The sequence below is a fragment of the Saccharopolyspora phatthalungensis genome, assembly GCF_014203395.1.
In the GTDB taxonomy this organism is placed as follows: Bacteria; Actinomycetota; Actinomycetes; order Mycobacteriales; family Pseudonocardiaceae; genus Saccharopolyspora; species Saccharopolyspora phatthalungensis.
Genome location: NZ_JACHIW010000002.1, coordinates 636,458 through 649,247, shown reverse-complemented (window position 1 = coordinate 649,247; position 12,790 = coordinate 636,458). Strand labels below are relative to the sequence as shown.

Sequence of the window (12,790 nt, the reverse complement as noted above, 5' to 3'; positions counted from 1 at the left end):
AGCGGGTGATGACGGAATACGTACAGGCAGGGCATGCGGTTAGCCAGGCGACGCTGAGCGGCGTGGTCGGGAACGCGCCGCCGGTGGCTCAGGACGTCACGTACGAACGCATTCTCCAGGCCCGCTCGGAACCGCAGAACTGGCTCACCTATTACGGCGCCTACGACGGGCAGCGCTACAGCCCGCTGGACCAGATCAACACGGAGAATGTCCACCGCCTCGCGCCGGCGTGGGTCTTCCAGTCCGGCTCGGCCGGATTGCACGCGGGCCCTTCGACTTACTCGTTCGAGGCCGCTCCGATCGTCGTGGACGGAGTCATGTACGTCTCGGGCTGGGATGGCTGGGTCTGGGCCCTGCACGCCGGAACCGGGCAGGAACTGTGGCGGTACAAGCACGAAGTCCCATACGACACCTCGCTTTGCTGCGGCAACGTGAATCGCGGGGTCGCCGTGGCGAAGGGGAAGGTCTTCGTCGTCACGCTGAACGCCCACGTAATCGCGCTCGATGGCGTCACCGGCAACTTGGTCTGGGATATGACCTACGGTGATGTGCGAGCGGGCGAGAGCGCTACGGTCGCTCCACTCGTGGTAAAGGACTTGGTCATCGTTGGCAGTTCCGGCGGGGAATTCGGCGTGCGCGGCCACCTCGACGCCTTCGATGTCGAGACCGGACGGCACGTCTGGCGGACCTACACCGTGCCGAAACCCGGCGAGCGCGGTTCCGAAACCTGGCCGGACGGTCCGGCGTGGACGCGGGGTGGTGGAAACTGCTGGGTCACGGGCACCTACGACCCGGAGCTGAATCTCCTTTACTGGGGCACCGGAAATCCGGCGCCCGACTTCGACGGAGGCGTTCGCGAGGGCGACAACCTCTACACCGACAGCGTCATCGCGGTGAACCCGGACAACGGCGAAATTCGCTGGCACTACCAGTACAACCCACACGATTTGTGGGACTACGACAGCACCATGGAGAACATCCTGTTCGAACAGGACGGGCGGAAACTGCTGGCCCACTTCGACAAGAACGGGTATTTCTTCGTCCTCGACCGGACAAACGGTGAGCTGGTCCGGGTAGCGCCCTTCGTCGACCGCGTCACCTGGGGCGAAATCGACCCGGACGGCACGGTAACGCCCAAGATCTACCCCGAGAAGGAGGGGGAACCGGTCCACTTCTGGCCGGGGCCGGCCGGGGGCAAGGAATGGACGCACGCGGCCTACAGCCCGAGAACGCAGCTGCTCTACGCGCCGGTGCAGGACGTCGGTGCGGAGGTCACGCGGCGGCGCCGGGAGTTCAAGGAGAGCATTCCTTACTGGGGCGCGAGCGTCACAGTGGACTCCGACGACATGGCGGGGTCCGTGTCGGCCTTCGATCCGTCCACGGGTCAGGAGGCGTGGCGCTGGCGCAACGACGTGCCGATGTGCGCGTCCGTGCTGGCCACCGGCGGCGATCTGGTGTTCGCCGGCGAACCCACCGGGGAATTCAACGCGTTCAACGCGCGCACCGGCGAGTTGTTGTGGCAGTTCCAGACCGGAAGCGGCCACCACAGCAACCCGACGACCTACAGCGTCGACGGACGGCAGTACATCGCCGTGCCGGTCGGGTGGGGCAGCTGGGTCGAAGGTTTCCTTCCCGGGATGCTCGGGGCACCCCACGGAGACGCCCTGTTCGTCTTCGCGCTGCCGCAGGACTAGTCGTACCTGGGATCCGAGGAAAGGAGGTGCTGTCATGAAGTCCGTTGCCGCTCGGCGTGAACTCCTCGACTGGGAGCCGCCCAAGTTCGAAGAAGTCGAATGGGAGACTCCCGAGTTCGAGGAATTGCAGTGCACGTCCGAGGTGACGATGTACGTCTCGCGGTTGGAGGACTAGCAGTTGACCTACGGGCGCCGGAATAAGGAGACCGGCGCCCGTTCGGTCCTCCGGCGCGGGTCTCGGACTCCGAGGCGTGGGGAGCCGGAATGTGGGTGCGGGTGCTCGGCTCGGCGGCGGGAGGGGGCTTCCCGCAGTGGAACTGTGCCTGCCCGGCCTGTCGTGCCGTCCGTGACGGCTCCCGGCCCTGCCGGTCCCGCACCCAGTCGGCGATCGCGGTGAGCGCCGATTACCGGCGCTGGTTCCTGTTCAACGCCTCGCCCGACATCCGCGCCCAGATCGAGTCCTTTCCCGCGCTGCAGCCGGGCAACGGCCGAGCGTCGCCGCTGCGGGCGGTGCTGCTGACCGATGCGGAGCTCGATCACACGCTCGGCCTGCTGCTGCTACGGGAGGGGCGGGAACTAGAACTACACGCGACTCCTGCGGTGCGGGACACATTGTGCGACGGGACGGCTATTCTCCGGACGCTTGAAGCATATTGCACGGTCAAGTGGCGGCAGGTCGTTGCCGGTACGGATGTGGTTTTGGGGGCGGGACTGTCCTACCGGGCCTTCGACGTTCCCACCACCAAGCGGAGTCGTTTCGGGGCCGGGAGGGCACCGGGGCGGGTCGTGGGCTACCGGCTGACCGATGAGGCCAGCGGTCGGGTCGCCGTGTATCTACCGGGCATGCAAGAGCTTTCTACAGCGGTGCGTGCGCAATTGGCCGACTGCGCGTGCCTGTTCGTCGACGGGACCTGCTGGCAGGACGATGAGCTGATCCGGCTCGGCCTGGCCGGGAAGACTGCGCGCGACATGGGGCACCTGCCGATCGACGGTCCAGGAGGCAGCCTCGAACAACTCTCATCGCTGCCCATCGAGCGCAAGATTTACGTGCACATCAACAACACCAATCCGATCCTGCTCGACGACGCGCCCGAGCGCGGCGCCGTCGAGGACCGCGGCATGGAAGTGGCCGCCGACGGGCTGGAGGTGCAGATCTAGCCGTGCCGACGCTAACCGACACCGACAGCTTCGTCGCGGCGCTGCGTGCCCAGGCGCGGCGCTACCACGACCAGCACCCGTTCCACGTCGAGATGAACGCCGGGCGCCTCAGCCGCCGGCAGATCCAAGGGTGGGTGGCCAACCGCTTCTACTACCAGGAGAACATCCCCCGCAAGGATGCGGCCATCCTGGCCAACTGTCCGGACCGCGAGGTGCGTCGGCGCTGGATCCGGCGCATCCTCGACCACGATGGCACGGCGGGAGAAGGCGGCGGCATCGATGCCTGGTTGCGCCTGGGCGAGGCGGTCGGGCTGTCCCGCGAGGAAGTGTGCGATGGGCAGCATCTCCTTCCCGGAGTACGGTTCGCCGTCGACGCGTACGTCACCTTCGCCCGCACGAGGCCGTGGGTCGAGGCGGTGGCATCCTCGTTGACCGAGCTGTTCGCGCCGGATCTGATGGCCGAACGCCTCGCCGCGTTCGAGCGGTACTACCCGTGGATCGACCGCGCCGGGCTCGGGTACTTCCGGGCCCGCCTGACGCAGGCTCCCCGCGACTCCGAGCACGCCCTGCGGGTGGTGACCGAACACTGCCGGTCCGCCGAGGAACAGGCGCGTGCCGTGGCGGCGCTTTCGTTTAAGTGCGACGTGCTCTGGAGTATTCTCGATGCCATCGACCATGCTTATCCGGACTGAGAACCGAGTCAGCGATGGGCACGTCAGTACGGTCGTCGAGCCGACCAAGATTGTCGTATCGCGTGCGCCTGGGCTTCGACCGGGTGCGCAAGCAGTACATGCTGCTGGGGCCCGAGTCGGTGACGGTCCTGAACACGACGGGCGCGGCCATTCTCGACCTGTGCGACGGACGACGGACGGTCGACGAGATCGTGACGGCACTACGCGGCCGGTACCACCAGGTGGCCGGCGACGAGGTGACGCACTTCCTCACGAGGCTCGCCACCAAACGGTGCGTGGAGGTCGACGATGACTAGCCCGTACGGATTGCTGGCCGAACTCACCTACGCATGCCCGCTGCACTGCCCGTACTGCTCCAACCCGCTCACCTTGTCCGACTACGGCGACGAGCTGACCACGGCGCAGTGGCAACGGGTGCTGGGCGAGGCACGCGAGCTGGGTGTGCTGCAGCTCCACGTGTCGGGCGGTGAACCACTCCAGCGCCGGGACGTGGTGGAGATCGTGCGGCGTGCCTGCGAACTCGGCATGTACACCAACCTCATCACGAGCGCGCTCGGTCTGTCACCGCGCCGTGCGGAGCAGCTCAAAGCGGCCGGGCTCGACCACGTGCAGATCAGCATCCAGGCCCATGAGCCGACCCAGTCCGACCGCATTGCCGGAACACGTTCCTTCGACCGCAAAGTCGCGGCGGCTCGGCTGGTGAAGGAGCTGGGCTGGCCGCTGACGTTGAACATCATCCTGCACCGGCAGAACATCGACCGGATCGCCGACATCATCGCGCTGACCGAGCAGTTGGCCCCCGACCGCGTCGAGCTGGCCAACACCCAGTACTACGGCTGGGCATGGCGCAACCGAGACGCGCTGCTGCCGAGCAGACCGCAGATCGAACGAGCGGAGGCGGTCGTGCGCGCCGAGCGTGCGCGCTTGGCGGGACGCATGGAGATCAGCTACGTCCTGCCCGACTACTACAGCCAGTACCCCAAGCCCTGCATGGAAGGGTGGGCGAAACGACAGCTCACCGTCACGCCCAACGGCGATGCCCTGCCTTGCCCGGCCGCGCACCAGCTCCCGCTGCCCCGCGCGAACGTGCGCGAGAAGTCCCTGGCCTGGATCTGGACGGATTCGCCCCTGTTCCAGCGCTTCCGCGGCACCGACTGGATGCCAGAGCCGTGCCGCAGCTGCGCCCGCCGCGAGATCGACTTCGGCGGGTGCCGCTGCCAGGCATTCCAGCTCACGGGCGACGCGGCCCGCACCGACCCGGTCTGCATCCTCTCGCCCGACCACGAGATCGTGGCCGAGGTGGTGCGCGCCGCCAACGAGGGCGCTCGGCCCCGCGAAGAGGTGCTCACCCCTCGACCGCATCCGAGCCGCGTGCGGTGACGGGCTGGAGTCGTTAAGAGCTGACGGGAGCTTCTCCGAAGAGGGCGAAGCTGATTCCCCAGTAGACGACGTAGCATCCGAGCAGCGCGTAACCATGCCATCGCCGTAGGCGGCCCGTGTAAAGGAAGTACGCGGCGAGGACTGTCACGACGATGAGGACCGGCAGATGCCACCTGAGCACCTCCGGTCCCACTGCGATGCTGCCGCCGGAGACGACGATGACGCCGAGTTTTGCCGTGACCGAAAAGACGAGGCTTCCGATGACGTTGCCGATCCCGATCGCCGGTACGCCCCGGCGGAAGGGCTCCACCGTCAGGAAGATGTCTTCGAGGCTCAACGCGATGGTGACGATGGTCGCGCCGAAGACGGTGCCGCCGATCCCGTAGGTTTCCAGAATTCCCTTGGTTCCGGCGCTCATGGTCGCGGCACCGATGATCAGGCCGGCGAGCGCGAGGACCGCCAACCCCAGATTGGCCCAACCGGGAAGCCTGCGTGCTTGGGCGGACGGCACCGGCGCGGAGGAGGGTTTCGCCGTCCCCTCGTCCAGTTCTTCGGAAACCTCCGTGCTCCGGAAGGTCGGCGTCTGCCTGCGGAACTCCTGGACGACGATGTATGCGACGAACAGTGCGAAGAGACCGAGTAGCAGCACGCCGTCGACGAGGGTGAGCGGGGCGGCCAGCGCGAAAACGCCCGTCACGAGCGGTGCGGCGGCGAAGATGGCGATGTAGTCGCGCGGCACGTACACCGCGATAGGCGTCAGGATCGCGGCGAGTGCGAGCACGATCCCGGTGTAGGAGATCGCGGTTCCGAACACGAGACCGAGCGCGACATCGTGGAGGTCTTCGAAGTTCAGCGCAACTCCGAAGACGATGTCGTCGAACTCGATGCCCGTGAAGACAATGGCGAGGAAGAACACGGAGATGTTGAGGCCGCGCGCGGCTCTGGCGAGGTAGCCGATGAGCTTTTCGGCGCTGTACACCAGCAGCAGCGCCCCGGCGATGAAGATGAATATCGAGGCCATACCGGAAGCGCCTCCTCGTCCCACCCGAAACGGCCGGGCCTCGAAGACGCTTCGGGAGGCGCGACCGTCCACCTTGGATCATCGTGGGCATTCTGAACCAGCCAGGCGGGTTCCGCATGGCTCCCCGCCGGTTATCCGCCGGACGAACCGCTCGTACCGCACAGGATGGCGGTGTCGCTGACCGCGCCGGAGGCGTTCCGGTTCACCTTCTCCTCGGCGCCGCAACGGCACCAGCGGGCGGCGGAGCTGCTCGCCCCGGACCAGTGCTCGGCACATTGAAACAGCAACGACTGCTGGCGACCTGCCCGAGGGAGGTCGGCGCGGACGAGATCGCCGAGATCCTGACCAAATCGCTGCGGAATTGGTGAGGGTGCGACTTTTGAAACGCTCGCTATGTGTGCAGATGAGCAGGTTGGCCCGTCATCCTCTCGACGTCTGCTTGGGCGGTTTTGAGCAGTCGGTGGGCCAATTCGAACAACGCCCGCGCAGCGGCCAATTCGTCCCCGATTTCCGGTACGTTCCGGTCTTCCGGGTTACGTCGCGCCGATCCCTTGGCGCGAAGATCTCCGGCGTCCGGCGTCCGCAACCGCGCTTCGGCGTGCGTGTGGTCGACATCCTCGTCGAGGTAGACGTCGACAGTCCAGTGCTTCATCGAAACCATCGCCCATCCTCGCCATCCGCTCCTGGGGCCGTTAGCCGTGGGCCGGATCAACCCCGCTGGGCAAAGCATCGCGAATCGTGAGGCCGGGAGGCAGAGCCGATTGACACCTGGTGCGCGGTCGGCTCAGCGCCGGGTTGGGTTCACCCTCAGGTCTGGGTACCCGGGGGCTCGCGGTATTCGAGTCGAGGGGGCTGCGATGAATGAACGTACATGGGAGCGCATGGGTGCGGGGAGCGGTTTGGTCGCCGCGGTGCTGCTGCTGGTCAGCTTGTTGCTTCACCCGGCAGCGCCCACAGCCGAAGAACCGGTTCTGACCTTCTTCTACATCGCCGCGAACCGGGGGACGGTGCTGCTGACCGCGCTACTGGCGACCCTAGCCGGCGTGGTGTTCCTGTGGTTTGTCGGGCATCTGAGGCACCTGTTGCAGCGCGCAGAAGGCGGCGTGGAGGCGTTCTCCCCGGTGGTGTTCGCCGCGGGTGTGGGCCTGTCGACGGTGACGGTGGTGAGCATGCTCCCGGTGGCCGCGCTGGCCTCGATGACCCGGAACGTGGCGATCGCAAGCCAGTCGACCGTGTTCGTGCTCGCCGAATTGCACCGGTTCTCGCTCGGGCCGCTCGGCTTGCTGGTCGCGTTGTTCGCCGCGACGGCCGGGGCCGCAATGGTGCGTCGCGAGATGCTCGCGCCGTGGGTGGGCTGGTTCGGTTTCGTCGTGGCCCTGATCGGGCTGGTCGCCGGAGTCAGCTCCTTCTACCTGTCCGGCCAGTTCGTGGTGGTGGCGGGCCTGGTCACCGGCATCGCGTTCGCGGTGTGGGTCGGCGACGCGGCGGTGCTGATGCTGTACCGGCCGGAGGTCGACCGGGTCCAGGCCCGGGGTGCGGCGTTCGCGCACTGAGCCCACCCGAGGTCTACTCGTCGTTCACTTACTGGCAAACAATGCTCATGAGAGCCTGTTTCAGATCTGCATTGACCTATGCGCGAGTCACTTCTAGGTTGACTGTGATCGATCGTGCGGCTACCGTCCTGTTTTGAGGACGGTGGTGAGGATGGCAGCGCGACCGAGAAAGCCGATGGTTTGCCGATCGGAGAGCGACGGGACGACGTCGTCAGCGACGAGTGCAGCGGGGCGCAGCGACCAAGCGCTCGAAGAAACGGCGCGCGTGCAACGATCCGACGGGGAGTCCTCGCTGACGTGCGTCATGGCCGCCGCTGTCCTGGACGGGATCTATCGCAGCCTGGACCAGACCTACGCGTCCCTGGGCATGGTCCGGTGGAATCAGCCGCCCGCCGAGGCTATCTGGCAAGCACGGCGTCTGGAAGATGCGAACGTCGTGACCCCGGACCCGACGAGCGCGGCGAGGCCGACGAATTCGCGCCCAGATCAATAGATGGAGTCCGGGGGCGTTCGGGGACCGGTGTGCAGCAGCGGGTCGTAGCCGCTCGGAGCCCCTTTCGGCGTGATCGGGGACTGGCCGGCCATCCTGAGTCGGCGAAGTTCGGCGCGAAGACGCATCCCCACCGTCGTCTCCTTTCTCCGTGTCATGAAGCTTTCTCCCTTCTCATGCCGATGCCGGGCGCAAGACTGGCTCCATAGCTTGACCGGCCGTCTCCTCATGAGGCCTTCCCTGATGCGTCGACCAGGCAAACATGAGCAATTCGCGCATTGATCAGCGCCGGTTGCTCGGCGCTGGTCGCGGGCGGCCAGCGGCGGACGCACTCGGTTGATTGCGTTTTCCAATCGTCGGCGCCGGTTCGACTCCCGTGAAAACGACGTTTTCCGCTGGTTGCGGCCGTTTTCGTGGCGCGATCGATCGGTGGGCGGCAGGGGCCGTTCACCCGGCGTATACGAACCGCTGTTGCACTGAGCCCCGTTCGGCGGGAACCCGCCGAGAGAGGCGAGAGGTGCGCAGTGAGCCGCATTGAACTGCAGGGGGTGAGCCGCCGATTCGGTTCGGTCACCGCCGTGAACGACGTCTGGCTGGACGTTGCCGACGGGGAGTTCCTGGTGCTGCTGGGCCCGAGCGGTTGCGGAAAATCCACGCTGTTGCGGATGATCGCCGGGCTGCTGCCGCCGAGCGGGGGACGGCTGCGGCTCGGCGGCGCGGACATCACCGACACCCCACCGCGGCAGCGTGACCTCGCCATGGTCTTCCAGAGTTACGCGCTCTACCCGCATCTGTCCGTGGCTCGCAACATCGGTTTCCCGCTGCGCGCCCGCCGCTGGCCCCGTGCCGCCATCCGCGCGAAGGTCGCCGAGGTGGCCGCAACCCTCGACCTGCGGGAGCTGCTCGACCGCAAGCCGCGCGAACTGTCCGGCGGTCAGCGGCAGCGGGTGGCATTGGGCCGGGCGCTGGTGCGAGATCCCGGCGCGTTCCTGATGGACGAGCCGCTGTCCAATTTGGACGCCAAGTTGCGGGCCACCACGCGGGCGGAAATCTCCGCGCTGCACCGGAAACTGGGCGCGACGATGGTCTACGTCACCCACGACCAGGTCGAGGCCATGACCATGGCGACCCGGATCGCCTTGCTCAACGAGGGCAGCCTCGAACAGGTCGGCACCCCGGCGGAGGTCTACGACGAACCGGCATCGGTGTTCGTCGCCCGGTTCCTCGGGTCGCCCGCGATGAACCTGCTGGACGCCACCGCGCGCGCCGAAAGCGGTGCGCTAATAGCGCGGGCCAGCGGTGTCGAGCTCGCGCTGGGCATCGAGGGCGAGTTGCCGGAGCGCGAGGTGGTGGTCGGCGTGCGGCCCGAACATCTGCAACCGGCCGTGCCGGCCGAAGCCGGCATCCGTGCGGTGGTCACCGCGGTGGAAAACCTCGGCAGCGAGGAAGTCGCTCTTTGCGAGGTGGGCGCCAGCCCGATCTGCGTGCGCGGTCCCCGGCCGCTCGGCCTCCGGCCCGGTGACCGGGTGGACCTGGCCGCCCGTCCGCAGCATCTGCATCTCTTCGACCCCGGCAGCGGCCGCAGGCTGGCCTGGCGGCCTGCCCCGGTCACCGCTGCCGTGTGATTTCCCTTCCGGACAAGGAGAACCCGATGAGAAAGTCCCTGGCCGCAGTGGGCGCGGCGACGGCGCTGGTGCTGGCCGCCGCAGGCTGCGGGCTCGCTACCACCGACACCCAGAAGGCGGTGAGCCGGGCGCCCGAGCTTGCCCCCGACCAGAAGGTCTCGATCGTCTTCGAGAGCTACAACTTCGGCCAGGCCGGTGCCTGGACCGACACCTTCAACGAGCTGATCGACGAGTTCGAGGAGGCCCACCCGAACATCACGGTGACCGCGCAGAAGCCGCAGGGCAACAGCGCGAACCCGGCCACGGACACGATTCCCAGCCTGCAGAGCCAGCTCACCGCGGGCCACCCGCCGGACGTGGCGCAACTGGGCTTCAGCGATCTGGACTTCACGGTCAACCAGCTCGGCGCCGTGCCCCTGGACGACATGGTCGGCAAGGACGAGGTGCAGCGGAACTTCGACGGAGCACGATACCCGTACGCGCCCACCGCGCGGACGCTCGGCGACTGGAACGGCAAGACCTATGGCGTGCCGTTCGTCTTCTCCACCCCAACGCTCTATTTCAACCAGGACTTGCTGGCCGCCGCCGGCCTGGACCCCGCCAAGCCGCCATCGACCTGGCGCGAGGTGCAGCAGGCAGCGCAGGCGGTCAAGGAGCGCACCGGCAAGGACGGCGCCTACGTGGACTGCCTGACGAAGGCGGCCAAGGACTGGTGTTTCCAGGCGCTGGTGCGCTCCAATGGCGGCCGCGTGGTGTCCGCGGATCGCGGCTCGCTCGGCTTCGCGGAAGCGCCGGCCGTCGAGGCCGTGCAGAGCATGCAGGACATGGTGCGCTCCGGCGCGATGCCCAACCGCACCCAGACTCAGGCGGTGGAAGCCTTCGCCCGCGGCGAGCTGGGCATGATTCTCGAATCCAGCGCGGTGCAGGGCAATTTCCTCAAAGGCGCCAGCGGGAAATGGCGGCTGGGCGCGGCCGAGATGCCGGGATTCGACGGTAAACCGAAGGTGACGACGAACTCCGGTGCGGCGCTGTTCGTGTTCTCCCAGTCACCGGAGAAGCAGCGCGCGAGTTGGGAGCTGATCAAGTTCCTGACCAGCGAGCAGGCCTACACCACGATCGCGAGCAAGATCGGTTACCTGCCGCTGCGCACGGGTCTGGTCGACGACCCGAACGGGCTGAAGCCGTGGGCGGACAAGAACCCCTACCTGAAGCCGAATCTGACGCAGCTGGCCAGCATGGAGCCGTGGGTGTCCATGCCGGGGCCCAACTATCTGCAGATCCGCGACGGCATGATGCAGGCCGTCGAGAGCGCGGTGTTCCAAGGCGCGGACGCGGCGAGCACGCTGCGGGCCAAGCAGGCCGAGGTGTCCAAGCTGCTGCCGGGCGGTGGCCGGTGACTCGTCCAGATCTCACGCTCGTCCAGCTCAGCGACACGCACCTGCGATCGGCGGACGGGTTGCTGCACGGCGTCGTCGACACGACGGCGAACCTGATCACGGCCGTGGAGATGGTGGAGAGCTCCGGGACCGACGTGGCGGCGCTGCTGCTCACCGGTGATCTCGCCGACAACGGCGACCCGGCGGCCTACCGGCGGCTGCGCGGCATCGTGGCGCCTGCCGCACGACGGCTCGGTGCCGAGGTCGTCTATGCGATGGGAAACCACGACGAGCGCGAGGCGTTTCGCGCCGAACTGCTCGACGAGGGACCATCGACGGCCGACTGCGATTCGGTGCGCGCGGTGGACGGTCTCCGGGTGGTGGCGATGGACAGCAGCGAGCCCGGCCAACACGATGGTCACCTGTCGGACGCGCAATTGGATTGGCTCGCCGAGGTCCTGGCCACGCCGGCGCCGAGGGGCACCATCCTGGTCATCCACCACCCGCCGCTGCCGTCGCCGGTGCCGACTGTGCACCTGCTCCGGTTGCGTGCCGCGGACCGGCTGGCCGACGCGCTCAGGGGGAGTGATGTGCGGCTGATCCTGAGCGGGCACGCGCACCACGCCGGGTGCGGTGCGCTGGCCGGCATCCCGGTCTGGGTAGGCCCGGCGCTCGCCTACGGCGTGGCCGCGGTCCCGCCCAGGGGCCGACTGTGCGCCGGCGCGGACGCCGGGTTCAGCCGGATCGACGTCTTCGGCGACCAGGTTGTGGCCACTGCGGTGCCGTTGTCGACCGCCGACCGGGTCTATGACGTGGACGCGGCCGAACGCCTGCGAATGGTGCACGAGATCGTGGGGGCCTGGTGACCGGCACTTTCGTGGAGGTCCCGGTGCCGAGCGTGGCGGGCGCGGTCACTGCGCCCGCCACGCGCCGGTCGGGCTGGAGCACACTGCGGCGGATCGCGCCGCCCTATCTCTATCTGGCGCCTGCCGTCGTGCTGCTCGTGGTGTGGACCTACCAGCCGCTGGCGCAGACGTTCTACCTGTCGTTTCACTCCTGGAACCTGGTGCCCACCTCGCCCATGCGGGAGGTCGGGTTCGCGAACTACGTTCGCTTGCTGACCACGTCTGAACTGGGCGGGTCGGTGCTGCGCACCCTCGCGGTGATCGGCGGGATGCTGCCGTTCACCGTGCTGATCCCGGTCATCGTGGGGCTGTTGACCCGCCGGGTACGCGGCCGGGCCGCGGCCGTCTACCGCGGCCTGGTGTTCGCTCCGATGCTCGTCGCTCCGGTCGCCGGGGCCGCGGTCTGGCAGTGGTTGCTCGACCCGACCGCCGGTGTGGTCAACCGGCTGCTCGGCACCGAGCTGAACTGGATCAACACCACCGGGACCGCGCAGTTGGTGATCATCGTGATCACCGGGTGGCACGTGGTCGGGTTCGCCGTGCTCGTCGTCTCCGCCGGGCTGACCGGGATCAATCCGGACTACGCGGCGGCGGCCGAGGTCGACGGGGCCTCGGGCGGCCAGATCACGCGGTGGGTCACGCTGCCGCTGCTCTCGCCGACGCTGGCGTTCCTGGTGCTGATGACGGTGTTGCTGTCCGCGCAGTGGACCTTCCCGCTGATCGACACCCTCACCCAGGGGGCCCGGTTGGTTCCACCACCAACCTCTACTACCTGTTGTGGGAGTACGGGTTCCGCAGCCACGACGCCGGGCTCGCCGCGGCGGCCGGGGTCATCTTCTTCCTGGGTTTCATCGTGCTCGCCGCGTTGCTGGCGCGTCTGGCGGATCGGTTGAGCC

General features: G+C 67.7%; 15 protein-coding genes and 1 pseudogene. 13 read left to right on the top strand and 3 right to left on the bottom strand.

All coding sequences use genetic code 11. The annotated features are described in order from the left end of the window. Nucleotides 1-8 precede the first annotated feature (8 nt). From BJ970_RS29820 to pqqE, 6 genes are all read left to right on the top strand, one after another. A complete protein-coding gene (locus tag BJ970_RS29820) occupies nt 9-1,694 on the top strand; it encodes a PQQ-dependent dehydrogenase, methanol/ethanol family (protein ID WP_184730414.1) in 1,686 nt (561 codons plus the stop codon). Between the two features lie 34 nt (nt 1,695-1,728). Next, the gene (gene pqqA, locus BJ970_RS29815) at nt 1,729-1,869 is read left to right on the top strand and encodes a pyrroloquinoline quinone precursor peptide PqqA (RefSeq protein WP_184730412.1); all 141 of its coding nucleotides are present in this window, start codon (nt 1,729-1,731) and stop codon (nt 1,867-1,869) included. Nucleotides 1,870-1,958: 89 nt separating this feature from the next. After that, on the top strand, nt 1,959-2,852 hold the full coding sequence (pqqB, locus tag BJ970_RS29810) for a pyrroloquinoline quinone biosynthesis protein PqqB (protein WP_184730410.1): 894 nt from the start codon (nt 1,959-1,961) through the stop codon (nt 2,850-2,852). A gap of 2 nt (nt 2,853-2,854) precedes the next feature. Continuing rightward, nucleotides 2,855-3,544: a pyrroloquinoline-quinone synthase PqqC gene (gene pqqC, locus BJ970_RS29805; RefSeq protein WP_184730408.1), complete on the top strand. Its 690-nt coding sequence runs from the start codon at nt 2,855-2,857 to the stop codon at nt 3,542-3,544. Nucleotides 3,545-3,558: 14 nt separating this feature from the next. After that, on the top strand, nt 3,559-3,840 hold the full coding sequence (gene pqqD, locus BJ970_RS29800; RefSeq protein WP_184730406.1) for a pyrroloquinoline quinone biosynthesis peptide chaperone PqqD: 282 nt from the start codon (nt 3,559-3,561) through the stop codon (nt 3,838-3,840). Further along, a complete protein-coding gene (gene pqqE, locus BJ970_RS29795) occupies nt 3,833-4,924 on the top strand; it encodes a pyrroloquinoline quinone biosynthesis protein PqqE (RefSeq protein ID WP_184730404.1) in 1,092 nt (363 codons plus the stop codon). Before pqqD ends, pqqE begins: the two co-directional genes overlap by 8 nt. 13 nt (nt 4,925-4,937) lie before the next feature. Here pqqE and BJ970_RS29790 read toward each other — a convergent pair whose 3' ends face one another. Continuing rightward, on the bottom strand, nt 4,938-5,945 hold the full coding sequence (locus BJ970_RS29790) for a sodium:calcium antiporter (protein ID WP_184730401.1): 1,008 nt from the start codon (nt 5,943-5,945) through the stop codon (nt 4,938-4,940). A 123-nt stretch (nt 5,946-6,068) separates the two neighbouring features. On the opposite strand from BJ970_RS29790, the pseudogene BJ970_RS38350 reads away from it, so the two are divergent. Further along, a pseudogene (locus tag BJ970_RS38350) lies at nt 6,069-6,313 on the top strand (alcohol dehydrogenase); the annotation flags it as partial. A gap of 23 nt (nt 6,314-6,336) precedes the next feature. Here the strand turns inward: BJ970_RS38350 and BJ970_RS29785 are convergent. Then, the gene (locus BJ970_RS29785; protein WP_184730399.1) at nt 6,337-6,606 is read right to left on the bottom strand and encodes a DUF1876 domain-containing protein; all 270 of its coding nucleotides are present in this window, start codon (nt 6,604-6,606) and stop codon (nt 6,337-6,339) included. A gap of 196 nt (nt 6,607-6,802) precedes the next feature. Between BJ970_RS29785 and BJ970_RS29780 the strand changes: the two genes are divergently transcribed. After that, nucleotides 6,803-7,498 (top strand): hypothetical protein, encoded by a 696-nt coding sequence (locus BJ970_RS29780; protein ID WP_184730397.1) that lies wholly within the window; start codon nt 6,803-6,805, stop codon nt 7,496-7,498. Between the two features lie 265 nt (nt 7,499-7,763). Further along, nucleotides 7,764-7,991: a hypothetical protein gene (locus BJ970_RS29775; RefSeq protein ID WP_184730395.1), complete on the top strand. Its 228-nt coding sequence runs from the start codon at nt 7,764-7,766 to the stop codon at nt 7,989-7,991. Here BJ970_RS29775 and BJ970_RS29770 read toward each other — a convergent pair. Continuing rightward, entirely contained in the window at nt 7,985-8,146 is a 162-nt protein-coding gene (locus BJ970_RS29770; RefSeq protein WP_184730393.1) for a hypothetical protein, read from the bottom strand. The two genes, BJ970_RS29775 and BJ970_RS29770, sit on opposite strands and share 7 nt — an antisense overlap. A gap of 366 nt (nt 8,147-8,512) precedes the next feature. Here BJ970_RS29770 and BJ970_RS29765 point away from each other — a divergent pair, with 366 nt between their 5' ends. From BJ970_RS29765 to BJ970_RS29750, 4 genes are read left to right on the top strand one after another with little or no spacing between them, the layout of a single operon-like run. After that, nucleotides 8,513-9,613, top strand: coding sequence for an ABC transporter ATP-binding protein (locus tag BJ970_RS29765; protein ID WP_184730391.1), 1,101 nt, complete (start codon nt 8,513-8,515; stop codon nt 9,611-9,613). Nucleotides 9,614-9,639: 26 nt separating this feature from the next. Further along, nucleotides 9,640-11,010, top strand: coding sequence for an ABC transporter substrate-binding protein (locus BJ970_RS29760; RefSeq protein ID WP_184730388.1), 1,371 nt, complete (start codon nt 9,640-9,642; stop codon nt 11,008-11,010). Continuing rightward, the gene (locus BJ970_RS29755) at nt 11,007-11,855 is read left to right on the top strand and encodes a metallophosphoesterase (protein ID WP_184730386.1); all 849 of its coding nucleotides are present in this window, start codon (nt 11,007-11,009) and stop codon (nt 11,853-11,855) included. The genes BJ970_RS29760 and BJ970_RS29755 overlap by 4 nt, the downstream gene beginning before the upstream one ends. Then, complete coding sequence (locus BJ970_RS29750; RefSeq protein WP_312864541.1) at nt 11,852-12,787, top strand: carbohydrate ABC transporter permease; 936 nt, start codon at nt 11,852-11,854, stop codon at nt 12,785-12,787. Before BJ970_RS29755 ends, BJ970_RS29750 begins: the two co-directional genes overlap by 4 nt. The last annotated feature ends 3 nt before the right edge of the window (nt 12,788-12,790 follow it).